Source organism: Flagellimonas alvinocaridis, from assembly GCF_965248585.1.
GTDB classification, from domain to species: Bacteria; Bacteroidota; Bacteroidia; order Flavobacteriales; family Flavobacteriaceae; genus Flagellimonas; species Flagellimonas alvinocaridis.
Window position 1 is genome coordinate 56,916 of sequence record NZ_OZ252111.1, and the last position, 16,186, is coordinate 73,101.

At 39.8% G+C, this 16,186-nt stretch carries 17 protein-coding genes and 1 tRNA gene; 6 read left to right on the forward strand and 12 right to left on the reverse strand.

All coding sequences use genetic code 11. The features are described 5' to 3' along the window. The first annotated feature begins 16 nt into the window (after window positions 1-16). From ACP14V_RS00175 to ACP14V_RS00185, 3 genes are all read left to right on the forward strand, one after another. Complete coding sequence (locus ACP14V_RS00175; RefSeq protein WP_272609090.1) at window positions 17-967, forward strand: PorP/SprF family type IX secretion system membrane protein; 951 nt, start codon at window positions 17-19, stop codon at window positions 965-967. Between the two features lie 45 nt (window positions 968-1,012). Next, window positions 1,013-1,375 carry a dihydroneopterin aldolase gene (gene folB / locus ACP14V_RS00180; protein WP_136565047.1) on the forward strand — a complete coding sequence of 121 codons (363 nt, stop codon included), beginning with the start codon at window positions 1,013-1,015 and terminating at the stop codon, window positions 1,373-1,375. A 45-nt stretch (window positions 1,376-1,420) separates the two neighbouring features. Continuing rightward, window positions 1,421-1,491: transfer RNA gene (locus ACP14V_RS00185), tRNA-Cys, on the forward strand. Between the two features lie 31 nt (window positions 1,492-1,522). Here the strand turns inward: ACP14V_RS00185 and ACP14V_RS00190 are convergent. Genes ACP14V_RS00190 through rnr form a run of 3 tightly spaced genes read right to left on the reverse strand, consistent with a single transcriptional unit; the run spans window position 1,523 to window position 5,105 of the window. After that, complete coding sequence (locus ACP14V_RS00190; protein WP_136565048.1) at window positions 1,523-2,182, reverse strand: LysE family translocator; 660 nt, start codon at window positions 2,180-2,182, stop codon at window positions 1,523-1,525. A gap of 6 nt (window positions 2,183-2,188) precedes the next feature. Further along, window positions 2,189-2,869, reverse strand: a complete 681-nt coding sequence (locus ACP14V_RS00195; RefSeq protein ID WP_272609091.1) for a head GIN domain-containing protein — start codon at window positions 2,867-2,869, stop codon at window positions 2,189-2,191. A 52-nt stretch (window positions 2,870-2,921) separates the two neighbouring features. Further along, window positions 2,922-5,105 (reverse strand): ribonuclease R, encoded by a 2,184-nt coding sequence (gene rnr, locus ACP14V_RS00200; protein WP_272609092.1) that lies wholly within the window; start codon window positions 5,103-5,105, stop codon window positions 2,922-2,924. 593 nt (window positions 5,106-5,698) lie between these two features. On the opposite strand from rnr, the gene ACP14V_RS00205 reads away from it, so the two are divergent. Genes ACP14V_RS00205 through ACP14V_RS00215 form a run of 3 tightly spaced genes read left to right on the forward strand, consistent with a single transcriptional unit; the run spans window position 5,699 to window position 7,498 of the window. Next, entirely contained in the window at window positions 5,699-6,130 is a 432-nt protein-coding gene (locus tag ACP14V_RS00205; protein ID WP_136565052.1) for an RpiB/LacA/LacB family sugar-phosphate isomerase, read from the forward strand. A gap of 10 nt (window positions 6,131-6,140) precedes the next feature. Beyond that, a complete protein-coding gene (locus ACP14V_RS00210) occupies window positions 6,141-7,058 on the forward strand; it encodes a cation diffusion facilitator family transporter (protein WP_272609093.1) in 918 nt (305 codons plus the stop codon). Next, a complete protein-coding gene (locus ACP14V_RS00215) occupies window positions 7,058-7,498 on the forward strand; it encodes a GNAT family N-acetyltransferase (RefSeq protein ID WP_136565054.1) in 441 nt (146 codons plus the stop codon). Before ACP14V_RS00210 ends, ACP14V_RS00215 begins: the two co-directional genes overlap by 1 nt. A 1-nt stretch (window position 7,499) precedes the next feature. Here ACP14V_RS00215 and ACP14V_RS00220 read toward each other — a convergent pair whose 3' ends face one another. From ACP14V_RS00220 to rnpA, 9 genes are all read right to left on the reverse strand, one after another. Beyond that, on the reverse strand, window positions 7,500-8,108 hold the full coding sequence (locus ACP14V_RS00220) for a hypothetical protein (protein ID WP_272609094.1): 609 nt from the start codon (window positions 8,106-8,108) through the stop codon (window positions 7,500-7,502). Further along, window positions 8,098-9,333, reverse strand: a complete 1,236-nt coding sequence (dcm, locus tag ACP14V_RS00225) for a DNA (cytosine-5-)-methyltransferase (RefSeq protein WP_272609095.1) — start codon at window positions 9,331-9,333, stop codon at window positions 8,098-8,100. Before dcm ends, ACP14V_RS00220 begins: the two co-directional genes overlap by 11 nt. A 15-nt stretch (window positions 9,334-9,348) precedes the next feature. Next, the gene (locus ACP14V_RS00230) at window positions 9,349-9,837 is read right to left on the reverse strand and encodes a GDYXXLXY domain-containing protein (protein WP_272609096.1); all 489 of its coding nucleotides are present in this window, start codon (window positions 9,835-9,837) and stop codon (window positions 9,349-9,351) included. Next, window positions 9,824-10,900: a DUF4401 domain-containing protein gene (locus ACP14V_RS00235; protein WP_272609097.1), complete on the reverse strand. Its 1,077-nt coding sequence runs from the start codon at window positions 10,898-10,900 to the stop codon at window positions 9,824-9,826. The genes ACP14V_RS00230 and ACP14V_RS00235 overlap by 14 nt, the downstream gene beginning before the upstream one ends. After that, window positions 10,888-11,838 (reverse strand): DUF2157 domain-containing protein, encoded by a 951-nt coding sequence (locus ACP14V_RS00240; protein WP_272609098.1) that lies wholly within the window; start codon window positions 11,836-11,838, stop codon window positions 10,888-10,890. Before ACP14V_RS00240 ends, ACP14V_RS00235 begins: the two co-directional genes overlap by 13 nt. 26 nt (window positions 11,839-11,864) lie before the next feature. Continuing rightward, window positions 11,865-12,869 (reverse strand): hypothetical protein, encoded by a 1,005-nt coding sequence (locus ACP14V_RS00245; RefSeq protein ID WP_272609099.1) that lies wholly within the window; start codon window positions 12,867-12,869, stop codon window positions 11,865-11,867. Between the two features lie 91 nt (window positions 12,870-12,960). Beyond that, on the reverse strand, window positions 12,961-14,157 hold the full coding sequence (locus ACP14V_RS00250; RefSeq protein WP_272609100.1) for a hypothetical protein: 1,197 nt from the start codon (window positions 14,155-14,157) through the stop codon (window positions 12,961-12,963). Between the two features lie 3 nt (window positions 14,158-14,160). Beyond that, window positions 14,161-15,792, reverse strand: coding sequence for a S41 family peptidase (locus ACP14V_RS00255; protein WP_272609101.1), 1,632 nt, complete (start codon window positions 15,790-15,792; stop codon window positions 14,161-14,163). After that, window positions 15,776-16,159 (reverse strand): ribonuclease P protein component, encoded by a 384-nt coding sequence (gene rnpA, locus ACP14V_RS00260; RefSeq protein WP_272609102.1) that lies wholly within the window; start codon window positions 16,157-16,159, stop codon window positions 15,776-15,778. The genes ACP14V_RS00255 and rnpA overlap by 17 nt, the downstream gene beginning before the upstream one ends. Between the last annotated feature and the right edge of the window lie 27 nt (window positions 16,160-16,186).

Here is a 16,186-nt window from a genome sequence, read left to right on the forward strand (position 1 = left end):
TAACCTGCTCAACCCCATGTTTAAGAAAATATATCCCTCTGTCTTTCTTTTCCTCTTGGCCTTTATGGCCAGAGGGCAAGAATTGACTATCCCACAGCTTTCACAATATATTGCTGATAACCCCTTTATCATGTCCCCAACCTATGCTGGGATTGGGGACCACATAAAGGTTCGCTTGAACGGGTTGACCCAGTGGGTGGGTATAGAGGACGCTCCGGACACCCAGACCTTGGCCGCAGATGCCCGGATAGGCAACCGTTCGGGGTTGGGAATGCTCTTGTACAATGATAGCAATGGCGAGACAAAACAAAGGGGGGCCAGGGTTTCTTTTGCCCACCACCTTACTTTAGATCGTTATGATGATATTTTTCTCTCTTTTGGTATTTCATACAACTTTAACCAGTTTAGGATAGATGTGGAGAACTTTACCGCTAACAACGGACAGCTTCCCACAGACGATAAAGCGACTACCAACCATAATTTTGACCTTGGGGTTCTTTACCGATACGATAAGTTTTATTTCGGTCTTAACGCATCCAATATTCTAAACAAAAACTTAGAACAGTTCAATCCTGTTTTTGAGCCCAATACTTTGAGAAATTATTATGCCTATACAGGTTATAGCATCTCTAAAAACAAGAATAGCAAATTGGAATTGGAACCCTCTGTTTTCTTTCAATGGTTTGAAAGTGATGGCCGTTCGGTAACCGACTTAAACGCTAAATTCCGTTTTCATGACTTTGAAGACTACTACTATGTTGGTCTTACCTATCGTTTTTTGAACGACCAGCTTGGTGAACCGCTATACATTGCACCCATTGCCGGATTCAAAAAAAGTAACTTCTATTTTGGATATTCATATCAAGTAATTACCAACGAAATTTTGGGATATAGTACAGGAACACACGTACTTACCGTAGGTATGGATCTCTTCCAGGGCATAAGCAATTGTAGATGTATGTATTGATTTAGCCCGTTTTGATTTATTTTTGCCCATTAATCCAATAGAAGCGTGGGAAAAATTAGGGTAAACAATATCAGGATTCATTCCAATCACGGATGTTTAAAAGAAGAAATGCTTATTGGCAGTGATTATCGGGTAGATTTGGAAATCACCGCAGACCTATCTCTGCCTGCAAAATCGGACAAACTCAGCGAAACTGTGGATTATGTACACTTGAACAATATAGTAAAGGAAGAAATGGGCATACGCTCTAACCTTTTGGAACATGTTGCCAAGCGTATTATAGACCGTATTTTCCAGGAAATAGCCAACGTAACCAACATAATTGTTGAAGTTTCAAAAATTAATCCCCCCATTGGTGGAGATGTTGAAAGTGTAACCGCTGTTCTTGAGTCAGAAAGACCTAAATAAGGATTTGGGCAAGCTAAAAAAAGTAGTACATTTGCACTCCTGAATGGCATCGTGGCCGAGTGGCTAGGCACAGCTCTGCAAAAGCTTGTACAGCGGTTCGAATCCGCTCGATGCCTCAAAAAACCCAGCAATATCTGCTGGGTTTTTTTATTCGCTTATGCGCTCGATCCCTTCTTTAATGTTAAACTCTTCTTTGGGAAGAAATCCTTTGATAATCAAAACTATTCCACAGGCAACCAAAATAAGTCCCAATCCTTTTTTGATCAAAACAACACGTTCTTTGGTGAGGTACTTTTTCAATTGTTTTGCCAAAATAATTTTCAAAAGATCTGTGGTAAAATAAACCGCTATCACCGTACCGAAGAAAACCAAAATCCTATTGGGATTATTGTCCAAACTGGGCCCCACAACAATAATCAGTCCCAACCAAAATGCCAATACCCCAATGTTGATGAAGTTAAGTAAGAACCCTTTGACCAAAAGACTAAGGTAATTTCCTTTTGTAGCTTTAAAGCTTGCTTTTTTACCAGCTTTTTTTAAAAAAAGTACTATTCCATATACCAACAAAATCATTCCTCCGAAGACAAAAAGACCGGGCTGGTTGCTAAGGTTCTCCAACAATTGAAAACTACTGAAATAGGCAATGATCAAAAAAACAATATCGGCAATGATCACCCCTACATCAAAGCTTACTCCTGCCCTAAACCCTTTGGTGGCACTGGTTTCAAGCAGCACGAAGAATACTGGGCCAATCATAAAGCTCAATAAGAAACCCAGAGGTATCGCTGCTTGAATATCGTCAATCATATTTTTTTATTCCACCCTTTTGATTTTCCCTCCAAAAACGGTGGATTCATCCATTTTTGTTGGGTCGCCATACACCAAGACCTCCCCTCCTGCTTTTACATTGGCCTTGACATAATCTGTGGCGTAGATTTCTGCATTTCCACCGGCATTTACACTAATCGTGGTAAATTTGGTCTTGAAAGCTTTTCCATTATAATCTCCACCTGTATTGATAATTACATCTTGATTATTTGAAAAACCTGACACCAATATTTTTCCTCCAGATACGGCTTTTATCAACAGTTGGTCTACTTGGCAACCTATTTCAAGTTCGCCACCTTCTTGTGCTTTCAGCTCCAGAACATCCTGTTTATAGGTTTCATCCGAATACATTCGGGCATCCTCATTCACATCTATCACTTTTAACACCTCTGTATGATACAAATCTACGTAGGTTCTGTATCCACTGAAAATTTTATCGATTTCCATTCGGATTTTTAAAACACCATTGTTGTTTACTATGGCCACTTTATGGGTATTTGCACCAGTAATCACAGCTTTGTTTTCGCTTGACTTTATCAGGTGTATGGAAAGTCCATCAAAACCCTTCACTTCTGTAAACCCATCGAGGTTACGGATAATCTCTTTATCCTGTGCATTCAGTACCTGTAAGGAAATAAAAAATAGAACAATCGTAAACGGTTTCATCTATTAAAAATTTGGTTCTCAAAAGGATAACAAATTTTATTCCAAAATAGTATTACTCATTTTTGCCAATCAACGAAAAGTCCAAATGTCTTTTCATTAAATCGGTATCCTTAACCATTACCAAAACCTCATCACCTAATTGGTACATTCGTTTGGTTCGTTCACCAATAATGGCATACTGGCGTTCATCAAAAATATAATAATCATCTTTGATATCCCTGATCCTGACCATTCCCTCACATTTGTTTTCCACAATTTCAACATAAATGCCCCATTCGGTTACTCCTGAGATTACCCCAACAAATTCTTGGTCTTTGTGGTCTTCCATAAACTTAATCTGCATATACTTGACCGAATCTCTTTCGGCATTGGCCGCCAAAAGTTCCATATCGGATGAATGCTTGCATTTCTCTTCGTATATGACAGTTTTTGCAGACTTGGCCCCATCTAAATAGGATTGTAACAATCTATGGACCATCACATCAGGATATCGTCTAATGGGCGATGTAAAATGTGTGTAGTAGTCAAATCCCAGACCATAATGCCCAATATTCTCTGTAGTGTAAATGGCCTTGCTCATACTTCTAATGGCAAGGGTATCTACCAAATTCTGCTCCTTCTTGCCTTTTACATCTTCCAACAACTGGTTTAGAGACTTGTTCACGCTCTTTTTGTCCTTGAGGTTAATACTATGTCCAAATCTGGAAATAACCCCGTTCAGGGCCATTAATTTCTCCTGATCTGGCTCATCATGTACTCTATAGACAAATGTTTTTTTCTGTTTCCCTATAAACTCGGCCACTTTTCTATTGGCCAAGAGCATAAACTCTTCAATAAGTTTATTGGCATCCTTTGCTTCTTTAAAATAAACGCTTTCCGGTTCATTTTTTTCATTGAGGTTAAATCGCACTTCAATTTTATCAAATGATATTGCCCCATCATCCATCCGTCCGGTACGCATGATTTTCGCCAATCTATCAAAAGTTAAAATGGCCTCCACTATTTCTTCTGAAACCGCATACTCTTTTCCACGAATGGAAATATCTTTCGGAATCTGTGCCTGGCCTGTCTCAATAACATGTTGTGCCTCTTCATAGGCAAAGCGCTCGTTGGAATTAATGGCTGTTCTACCAAACCATTGGTCTACCAACCGGGCCTTATCATCCATTTCGAAAATGGCAGAGAAGGTATACTTTTCTTCATTGGGCCGAAGCGAACATGCATTATTGGATAATACTTCGGGCAACATGGGAACCACCCGATCCACCAAATATACCGATGTGGCTCTATTATAGGCCTCTTCCTCTAGAATGGTATCAGGTAGTACATAATGCGATACATCAGCTATATGGATTCCAATCTCATAGTTTCCGTTCTCCAATTTCTGGAACGATAGGGCATCATCAAAATCTTTGGCATCTTTTGGATCTATGGTAAAGGTGAGCACCTCTCGCATATCCCTACGCTTTGCTATTTCTGATTCTTTGATATTGGTATCCAACGTATTGGCAAACTGTTCCACTTCATAAGGGAATTCATAGGGGAGACCGTATTCCGCTAAAATGGCATGGATTTCGGTATTGTGTTCTCCTGGTTTTCCAAGAACTTCAATGATTTCACCGTAAGGGGATTCCGTATCATTGGGCCAATCTCCCAAACTCACCAAGACCTTGTCCCCATCATTGGCCTTTTTCATCTTTTCCTGGGGAATAAAGATATCCGTGTACATCCTAGAATCGGTAGGTCGTACGAACGCAAAAGTTTTCTGTTTGTCCAAAATACCCACATAGGAAGTTTTTTTACGCTCCAATACTTTGGATATTTCCCCTTCCTGCTTTTTGCCTTTTCTTCTAGGTTTTAAAAACACTTCCACAGTATCACCATGAAATGCTTTGTTCAACCGATTGTACGGAACAAAAATATCATCCTCCAAATCATCAACAATAACATAGGCATTACCACTGGAGGTCAAATCCACTTTTCCTATAAAATATGTATGTACCGATGGTTTCTTTTTATACTTGCCTCGTTCTTCTTCTACAATTCGATCACTTGCTTTGAGTTGTCCCAACCGTTTAATGAGTTCATTGCGGTCTTGGGTATCTGAAATTCCAAGTTTAGATGCTATTTGCTTGTAATTGAAGCTTTTGGACGGTTCCTTTTCCAGTACGGTAAAAATGCCTTTCGTAATCTCATTCTTTCGTTGACTTCTGGCCCTCTTCTTTTTCTTTGACATTTACGTCTCTATTTTTTTGAAAAGTACAAATTATAATCCTTGAGCCCTCAACATAGGTTAAGTAATCCTCAAAGCAAACATGTTTTATCAACAATTATCATAAATACTTTTTTTCTTTTCTTTTAAATTTTAATAAAATGGTGATTATGATAGTTTGTTGAAATGTGGAATAAAATTTTGTTGAAAAAGTTGCTTTGAACACTTGAATGTATTTATTGACAATTTTTCAAAGTTTAAGTTTTTTAAAAATCAATCGATTAGATTTTTTATGAACGTTTTTTAATAACCGTTTTCAACATAAAATTATTGAAAAGTTAATGTGTTTTTAATGTTAATTACTGCAGAAAAATGTTTTCAAAGGGTTGATTAATTTTTAATTGAAAACAGAAGTAACATAAACAAATTATTCTATTGCATGTATTTTTCATAAAATCAAAATTTAATTGCGCTGAGTTTTCTTAAAATGATCAACAAATAAGGTAATATCATAACAAGCTGTTAAACAGCAACATGAAAGGATTCATTCTTTTTTATCAACACACCCACCAAAAAAGAATTGTACCTTTGTAATCCACTATCTTAATATATGAACCATGAAAATTGCCATAGGGAACGATCACGCAGGAACCGACTATAAATTGGCCATTATAGGCTTGTTAAAATCCAAAGGTATAGATGTTGTTAATTATGGTACCGATGGTACCGACAGTGTGGACTATCCGGATTTTGTGCATCCGGTTGCTACAGATGTCGAAGAAGGAAAAGTAGACATGGGCATTGTTATCTGTGGAAGTGGCAATGGGGCATCCATGACCATAAACAAACATCAAAAAGTAAGGGGAGCTCTTTGTTGGAACAAGGAAATCACTGCTCTTGCGCGGGAACACAACAATGCAAATATTTTAAGTCTACCTGCCCGGTTTATTGCATTACCGCAAGCCTTGGAAATGGTGGAAACCTTTTTGAACACAGAATTTCAAGGAGGCCGTCATGAACGCAGGATAGAAAAAATACCTTGCAGCTAAAAATTAGAATATGGGGCACCATCACCAGCATGGCCACTCACATTCCCACACAGATTTAAAAGGAAGAAACCTACTTATTTCCATTTTTTTAAATGTGGCCATTACCGTTTCCCAGGTAATAGGTGGCTTTATTTCCGGTAGTTTGGCATTGTTGTCCGATGCACTCCACAATTTTAGTGATGTTCTTTCCTTGATCATAAGCTATATAGCTGCTCGTTTAGGTAAAAGAAAAGCATCCAATTTTAAAACATTCGGGTATAAACGTGCCGAAATCATGGCTGCTTTTGTAAATGCGGCAACATTGGTGGTTGTGGCCATTTTTTTGATGAAGGAAGCTGTGGAACGGTTGTACAATCCCCAAGTGATAGAATCGGGTTTAGTGATATGGCTCTCATTGATTGGTATTGCCGCTAACGGCTTCAGTGTGCTTTTGTTGAAAAAGGATGCTGAAGAGAATATGAACATGAAGTCGGCTTACCTGCATCTATTGACGGATATGATGGCCTCCGTTGCAGTTTTGATAGGGGGTATTTTAATGAAGTATTTCCAGATCTATTGGATAGACGCCGCACTAACTATGCTCATTGGGCTATACTTGATCTATATGGGGTATGATTTGTTGAAGGAATCTTCCAAAGTATTGATGTTGTTCACACCAAAATCTGTGGTCATTCAAGATATTGTGGACTCCATTTGCACCATAGAACCCGTTAAAAATGTGCATCATGTCCATATTTGGCAATTGAACGAAGATGAAGTACACATGGAAGCCCATATCGATTTTAAGGAAGATATTAAACTATCGGAATTTGATTTGATATTGGAAAAAATAGAGGAGCATGTTTATCACAAACACGGCATCAATCATGTCAATATTCAACCCGAGTTCAATAAGTGTGATTCCAAAAACATAATTGTTCAAGACTAATGGAAATTGTGACCAAGACTTTTATAGAACTATCCAATTCTGAGCTGTACCAGATCATGCGTTTAAGAAGTGAAGTATTTGTAGTGGAACAAGATTGTGTATATCAAGATTTGGACAACAAGGACCAAAAAGCGCTTCACGTTTTTGGAACCAAGGAAAATGAAGTGGTGGCCTACACCCGTATTTTTAAACCGGGGGATTATTTTACAAACTCCAGTATTGGAAGGGTAGTGGTAGCCACAGATCAACGCAAATATGGATACGGCAAACAGATTATGAAGGCTTCTTTGGAAGTAATCAAAGAACGATTTCCAAACACAACTGTTGAAATATCGGCCCAGACCTATCTTTTAAAGTTCTATACCGAATTGGGTTTTGAACGCACTGGAGAAGAATACTTGGAGGACGGGATTCCCCATGTGAAAATGATAAAAGCCTAAATTATATCAACCTTTTGGCTACCCCAATTGCACTTAAAAACTCCAACCTTAAAATAAGATTTATGGGTTTTTCCGCTTTGTTTGATGTGGAAAAAAATAGATATCCGTCTGTTTTGGGATGAAGCCTTTCCAAAACCAACTTCCCATGAGTGTCTTTATTGTTGTGGGCAACCCTTGTCAAATATTCCTCGGTTAAACCCAAACCAAAAAGATGTCCAATTAATTTTTCACGGTTTACAAAAGTGATGTTGCACGAAGTAAACATCTTTTCCTCATCAGAATAAATACTCGTAACTAAGGCGTAAAAATGCGTTTTTTTGGAAACATCGAGCAGCCAGCCCTGCTTCTGATGGCCTTTTTTCTGATAAAAAAGCTCAAAAGCAAAAGTGAGCAAGCTTTCATTTACATAGTCCAGTTGGGCTTTCTCATCTACATAGAACAGATTTTTTGAGGTTTTGTGCTCAAGGATGAGATCGATGCCATGTCTTTGTTGTTTTAGATTGGAAACCCGCCTAAAGGTATATTGATTTAGGTGCTTTTCGTAATAGAAATCCAGTAAGGGGGTCAGTTGTTTTTCTTTGAATAGATCGGAATGGAAATTACTTTTCAAGTTGGGATATTTTGCGGAACAGGGCAGAACCTATTTGTTCCACAATACCTACCACAAGGGCGTTACCCATAAAAAATGCCCGCTTGGCATCTGGGATTCCATCCAATAAGGTGTGATTGTCGGGAAACATGTTCAACCGTTCCAGTTCAATAGGGGAGAGTCTTCGCAGTCCCTTGGAGGTTTGGACCACGTGCTTAAACCGAGAGGGAGATTTCCCCCCTTCTCCGGTAATAATAGTTCTGGAAGGTTGATTGAGCGCATCGGGAAAGACCATGCTTCCCTCGCTATAATTGTATTCAAAACCTGAACTGGTCTTGCGTATTTCTTTTTTGGCCCCTTTTAAGTAGCTCCATTTTGGCAGATCACAGGTGTCAATATAAAGACTTGGGTCTGCGGAACCGTTCTCCAAAATATGGGATAGTAGGGTTCTTTTTCCATCAAAGGATGGGGATGTTTTTTGAGTGAAAACCGAGCCATCGATACATAGTCCGGTATTTAAAAAAGGAGATAGTTTTTGATCCTTGTTGAAATCGTTAGATAAGGAAACCAAATCTTCATCCAAGTCAAAAGAGACAAGGGGTTTGTTGATATGTTCAATCGGAAAAGCATTGGAAATCACCCCATCTTTGAACAACCAATCCTTTGGATTGGCTTTTTTAAGTGAGGCGTAAATAGGGGTTGATTTATGATAGGCCAGAAAAAAAACGCGCCTTCGGCGCTGTGGCATCCCATAATCGGCAGCATTGATCACACGCCATTCCACGGCATAACCCAAATCGGATAAACTGCGTAGCATAACTGCAAAGTCACGCCCTCGCTGTGTTGAGGGGGACTTTAATAGCCGATCAACGTTTTCCAAAAAAAGGTATTTGGGCTTGTTCCTTTTTTCGGATAGAATGCGATGAATGGACCACCACAACACCCCTTTTTTACCGATAAGTCCTTTAGAATTTTTTAAAGATGTGGCTACCGAATAATCCTGGCACGGAAATCCGCCAACCAAAATATCATGGTCTGGAATTTCTAGGGTGGGGACGTCCTCAATATTGGTGTTGGAATGGTTTTCAGGACCAAAACGGGCCTCATAAACTTTGGATGCATGCTGCGTCTTGGTTGAAGGTTCCCATTGGTTGCTCCACACTACTTTGTAGTGTCCGGTTTCTTCCAAGCCCAACCGAAAACCACCTACCCCGGCAAAAAGTTCACACACCTTGAGTTGTTGCATGCCCAAAAATAGGATTTATTCTATTTTTTTAAGGTCTGCATCGTACAAACCCACCAAAATACTGTTGCCTTTTCTGTCCACTTTTACAGCGCCATATTCCGCGGTTTCATACTTTTCGGCTTCTCCTTCTTGAAAAAAATACGATTCCGCCCCAATATTGATGTCCCATCTATTTTGGGAAGTGTATTCAATAAGATATTCGTTTTCGCCAAGCGGAGTTCTTTCTTTTTGGAACCTTTTTTTCTGGGCCACACCATTGGCATCCAAGCCTACTACGCAAAACCCACGTTTGGGAATACTGTCGCTATTGATGTCTTCTGAAAGCGTGTACCGCAATCGCATATAATCTCCCTGCATCAAAGAGCGTGGGTCCACGGGAGCCAGCTCTAGAAGAATCAGTTCACCCTGTTCCAATAGTTCTTCTTTCTTGATAATGGAGTGATTAAAAAAGGCAAAAAACGCCACAAGGTTTACCAAGATGATGATTGTACTATACTTTTTCATTGGTCGTGGCTTTTTTGATTAGAAATAGATAAAACAGTACAAAGATTACCCCAGATGAAAAAAGGAGAATGGATTTGACCAAGAGGGTCAAATTAAGATCATAGTAATATTGTATGACAAAGTACACCAAGGCCACAATGCCAATACCCAAACCCGTTTTGTGATTCACCCTGAAACTGAGCAGGACAATCAATAGTGCCCCCGAAATTGATGGGGCAAAAAGTGTGGGCAAAAGGGTTAGACAGGTCAGAGTATATATCCAGATTTTTGTGTTTTTGGAATCTACCCCCAAGGTTTTTGTAATAGGCCCCACGAGATACAATATGATTGAAATATGGACAAGGGAAGAAATCCAGTTTAAGTTTTGGGACATTGGGGCAAGACGGTAGTTGCCAACGGCAACAAGACCAAACAATAAAGAAAAAATTAGCCCAATGCGAAGTGGACCATATATTTTGGACATCTTAAGGCCAGAAGTAAAAAATTGAGGCTCATTAAAAGAACAATACGCCAAGGCCAAGGCGTAAAAGGCGGTGTAAAAATGGAGCAATTCAAATAGATCTTTGGAAAAAATAAACACCAAGAAGCCAGAGGCAATGATCAATATGGATATAAAGGATAAAATATAGTTCTGAACAACAAACAGTGAACACAAGGCTATAGTGATGACCAAAAAGGTTGTGAGATCTTCATGTAGTTCAAAAGAAATTAAACCGAAGGACACCAGCGCAATACCAAGCACATAAATGGAAGCACCGAAGGTATCAACAATGAGCGTATCAAATTTTATATTCAAAAGCAAAGACAGTACAATAAGGATGCTTCCCAAAAGTAACATACCCAATTCAGACTCATAAATGCCCAAAATGGCCAGGAACCCAAAAAAAGCAAATGTGGCAAACAGGATTCCAAAAATAGAAAGCACCTTAATGACTAGATTGGACCTTCTTTTATGTTGTTTGGCATATTCGGCTTTTATCGCATTTTCATCAAAGGAGAAAGCGGACCCTTCAACAGCGCTAATGGTATCCAAAAAGGGTTCTATGTCTTTTATGTTGTCCATTTTCGTTGAAGCTCCATTAAGATTTTGATCAATACAGTGACACTGCCAATAATAAATAGGCCAATTATAAAAAACATTCCAGCTCCATCCGAAGCGCGGAGAAGTAAGGCACAGATGATTAGAATGATGCTAAAGCATATAATGGCCAAATAAAATGTGTTATGGGCTCTTAGTGCAAACCAAATACCAAACCCATAAGTAACCCCTGTTAGGATAAGAAGTGCCCAAAATAAGGGTTCCGGGTCTTCAAAAATACCCATTGAGATACCCAAGGTTCCTAGTACGGAAATTGTCAATGCAAGCAAATGGGTGGACCATGTCGGAAATCTTCTTTCAGGATTAAACTTGGAAATCAACAAGAAACCAACCAAGAAAAAAAGGTTGATAATAAACAGCAAGTTGATTACAAAGAGTTCGGACCAATCATTTGCAACTTGGTCTGCATAAAGAAAGACCGTGGTATTGATCAGTGCAATATAGATAACCCACAGAGGAGCGAAGCGGGCTATGCAGACCCAAATGGTAACGAACAAGACCCAAGCCAAAAAGAAATCATAAGCATTGGCCCCTGTCTGGTATATCTGCCCAAAGACCGCCAACGAAGCTCCAACAAGTACTGCGGCGGCCGTAAGCAGTATTTTTCTGATTAAAGGGTTTGCTCTGAAAAAGACAGCACCCAAAGAAACCAGGAGCACCAAGCCCTCCATTAACCCAAGCTTTACAAATTTGTTGAGATCGGCCCAATTATAGGCGAAGAAAAAAATGATACCTGCAACGGTAAATGAAACCCCAATACCGAGGAAGAGCAGTCTTAAGAATGCCAGCCATGAAGGCTTATTGGCATAAACGGTATCTCCCAGGGTTTTGGAAACCCCTTTTTCGGACCAATTGCTGCAACGGCCAATGATTTGGATATCTTCCCGATTGATTTTCGACATATCTACAATTGAGAGGTTACAAAGTACTAAAAATGAAAAACAAATGAGAAAGGATTCAACAAACTACTGTCCATTTGGAACATATCTTGGTAAAATAGCAATAGTATAAGAATAGAAAGGACAAAGATTACCACTTGAATAAGCAGCCGGATAATTTTCGGAATTTCCTTGTTTTCCAAATTTTCTACCAATCGTGAAATCCCGGGCTTATGGGCAATGTACATGATTTCCACTTCGCCTATGTCGGCTAGGGCTCCCATTTCCTTTTTATGGATGGTCTTTACATCCGTACCTTGAATACCCCGTCCAATAAGGTCCAAGAAAGTATACGTGAACTCTATTTTCGGGTTTTTTTGGATTCGAACACCGGTATCTTTATAGTCTTGAATAATAGCCTTGGCCCCCAAACCACTATAAAGGAGGTCCCAGTTCATCTTTTTTGTGGATTTTTTGGTAAGTAATTCGTTTTGCAATAAGTACCACCTCAAAAAGAGATAAATGATCACAAAAACGAAACTAAGTTGCCACACGGCGGAAGAAGCAAAGATTCGCTCATATCTTTCAGGAAAAATATTAATCCTATATATGGTTACCGCCATAAGATAAAAGTAGCCAATAATATAGGCGACCATAAAGAAGCAACAGAATAAAACCAGCACAAAGGATATGCGGTGGTTGGTGGGGATAAACTGGATGGGATCATTGGGTCTTTTGGAGGGATCCAGACCAATATGGAGCACCTTTCCCGGAAGGAAACGGTTCAAATGTGGTTGGCGATCTTTAAGACGAATTGTTCTTTGTATGGGATGACCACAGAAATTTTCAAATACGATCAAAGCCTCTACCCAAACAAACTTTCTCATTTTTAGTGTTTTTGTAGAGAGAATGGTTGCTTGCATCACAGGCACTAGATTCTCTTTTAACGCAGACCAAACGGAAAGTTGGGAGTGAAAACAGGTAGAAAACAACACATACAACCAATAGAACAGGACCAAACTCACGGTAGCCAGAGTAATAACGGTGTAGGTCATGTGGTAAGATTTTAGGGAAAAGTACGGAAAGTAGCGTGGGATTTACCCGCGATCTGATGGTTATGGCTTTTGGGTTGATGAACGGGATATTTTACTTTGTAAATGAAGAAAGTATTTCCAAGAAACGATCTAATAGGGCCACTTGATCGTGAAATGATGTGCTGGCCAGAAAACTTTTGCGGGAAAAAGCCCGTGCGAATAAATCGTATTTTAGCCGGTATACCATTCGCTGCACCTGTACGTCTTCATTTTTTCCTAAAGCCGTAAGTTTTTTCAGTTTTTCTTTCCACCAATTGAAGTCGGGCTTATCCGAGCCTTCAAAATCTTTAGAAAACTGACTGCGAAATTCTTTACCCAATCTTTGCTCCATAAGAAGCGCTTTTTTCAGTTTTCTACTCTGTTTCTTGTAAGTTGTTGATTCTTGTAATGCGGTATATCCTTGTCGGAGGCTGTCCACTTGGATTGATTCCCCGTAATCGGTCAACATACGAACATATTGTTCGGCAAGGAGAATGGGTTCATTTTGAGCTTCTATTTTTTTCAGCCATTGGTAATCAAGAGAATATTGTTTCATGAACTGTGCTGTGTCTTCGGAATTGTTTGCCTTCAATTTTTGAAGATACAGCCAATCAAAGGCTCTGGATATGTGGGAAAAATGGGGCCAGCGATGTTCATCATCGAAGGTAATAAGGGTGTTGCTAAAATGAATTTGGTCCAGATAATCATGGTTTTGCATCATTTCACTATAGTTCATATCCCGATAGCCGCAAAGGCCAACATAGGAATACGTCTGTGTAGTGGGCATATGTTCTTTCTGACCTGAAAACCCGGCACCACAACCAATAACTCCTGCAAATTGATTGGTCAATGAAGCAATGGCGCTCGCCAATCGTGAACCTCCTGAAAACCCAGCGGCATAGATACCGCCTTTCTGAATGTTAAAATTTGAGAAAACATGATTAAAAAGATGATCGGCTATTTTGAAGTTGCGCTCGTATGGGGCATTTCTGGAATTATTGGAACAGACCAAAACAAGACCATGCTTTTCAGAAGCCTCAATAAAAGGTTGAATACCGGCACGTCCCCGGGCTGCAGGATCAAATATGAATACAATTGGGCTCAATACAGCATCTGAATAGGAATCGGGAAGATAAAGGGCAAAAGACTCTCCTTGGGCTCCTGAGACCTGAACCGTATCATGGACAACGCCTTTTTTAAAGGAGGTTTGGGAATATAGGAACAGCTTGGGACAAAGAAAAATTAACCATATAAGGAATATTGTCCGCATGATTTATCGTAAAAGCTCTGTATATTTAGAACGATCTGACAAAAGCACTTTTGCAGCCAAAATGGCATCGTCGTGGCCCAAATAGTAGGTGTAAAGCCCGTCCCTGTAGAAAAACCGCGTGATGATTTCATCTTCCAAATTCTTCTGTATCTCGTTCTTATAAGTGTCCAGGGCGGAAATTTTACCACGATTTACCGCTAGGAGTAGATCTTTATATTTTTCTTGAACATCTGGCCCCAACAATGATTCATCTGCGTTAATGGATTCTTCCAACAAGGTTTCGGTTTTGGTCTGAAACGAAAAGTTCTGCTCTTGCACATATTTTTTAAACGCAACATAATCTGCTTCAGAAAAAGCAAAATCGTTCACAGAATCAAAAGAATGGTCGTAATAATAATCGGTGGCAAAATCAAAAACAAGGTTGTTTTGCTCAAGGGCATCAATTAAGGTGTTGGTGCGCAAAGAGTTGATGACCACATCGGGCATTACCCCGCCTCCATCTTGAACCTTGCGACCGTTTTTGGTGGAAAACTCCTTAAAGTCAGTATTTCTGACCGCATTTCCTTCCTCGTCACGGTGCCAATAATCCAAAGATTGAATACACCTTCCGGAAGGCGTATAATATCGGGATATGGTGACTTTCAATTGTGTGCCATAGGTAAGTTTCAAAGGTCTTTGAACCAGCCCTTTCCCGAAACTTCGTGCCCCCATGATAACGGCCCTGTCCAAATCCTGTAATCCCCCAGAAACAATTTCGCTTGCAGAGGCACTTCTACCATCAACCAAGACCACTAAAGGAATATCAACATCTTCAGGTTGGTTTCTGGTCCTATATTCTTGGTTGAATTTCTTTACCTTGGATTTTGTGGTAACGATCAATTCGCCCTTGGGAACAAAAAGATTGGTCACATTAATGGCTTCGGACAAAAGCCCTCCCGGGTTTCCCCTTAAATCGAGGACCAGTTGTTCAGCACCTCGGCCCATTAGGTCTTGCATGGCCGATTTGGTCTGACTTGAAGCCTTTCTATTAAAACGGGAAAGGACAATATACCCGGTTTTATCGTCGATCATGTCATAAAAGGGAACAGCGTCTACCTCAACCCCTTCGCGGGTAATTGTGGCAGTTTTGGTTTCTCCTTGCCTTACATAGGTGACATTCACACTTGTGTTTGAAGCTCCTTTTAGAAGCTCTCCGGCATCATCGTCAAAATCGGAAACCTTGGTCTCTCCAATCTGTATGATTTCATCACCGGCCTTAAGGCCGGCCTTATCGGCAGCATAGCCTTTGTAGGGTTCTACAATGAGCAGCTTACTTTCATAGGAACGAACAACCGCCCCGATCCCTGAATATTCTCCAGCGTTGTTGATTTTGTAGGCCTCCACATCCTGTTCGTTCAAAAACTGTGTGTAGGGGTCCAATTCTCCCAACATATTTTTAATGGCCGAATCCATGAGTTCTGCGGGATTGGTATCGTCCACATAGTTCATGTTCAACTCCTTGAAGAGCGTGGTAAAGATTTCAATCTGTTTAGCGATTTCAAAAAAATCGCTCTTTACGGCAAAACCACTGGCCCCAACCAAAATGATTATCGCTAAAACCGGGACAAGGAGTTTTTTCTTAATTGTTGCTTTCATGGGATTCTTTTTTTAAAAAGGCCTCCAAAAGATTTTTCATGGCCACATCTACCTCATTAAAGGTGGGCTGTCTATTGCCAAGGTATAAAAATAAGAACGCAAAGTTTCCCTCAATGTTGTTAAAAATGAGGGGCTTGTTCAATCGATAAGCCTCTCGCAAGAGCCGTTTGATTCGATTACGGTCTACAGCGTCCTTAAACTTTTTCTTTGGCGCCACGACCCCTACCTTGATGGGTGTTCCATCCTCAAAGTGAACTTTTCTATAAACAAGTTTTATAGGAAACTCATTGATGTTTTTGCCATCAACAAAGAGGTCTTCAAAAACCTTTTTGCTTTTTAGTTTCTCTTTTCTTTGGAAAGTGTGCATCAGTATATCTAGAGTTTTACCTCAAGG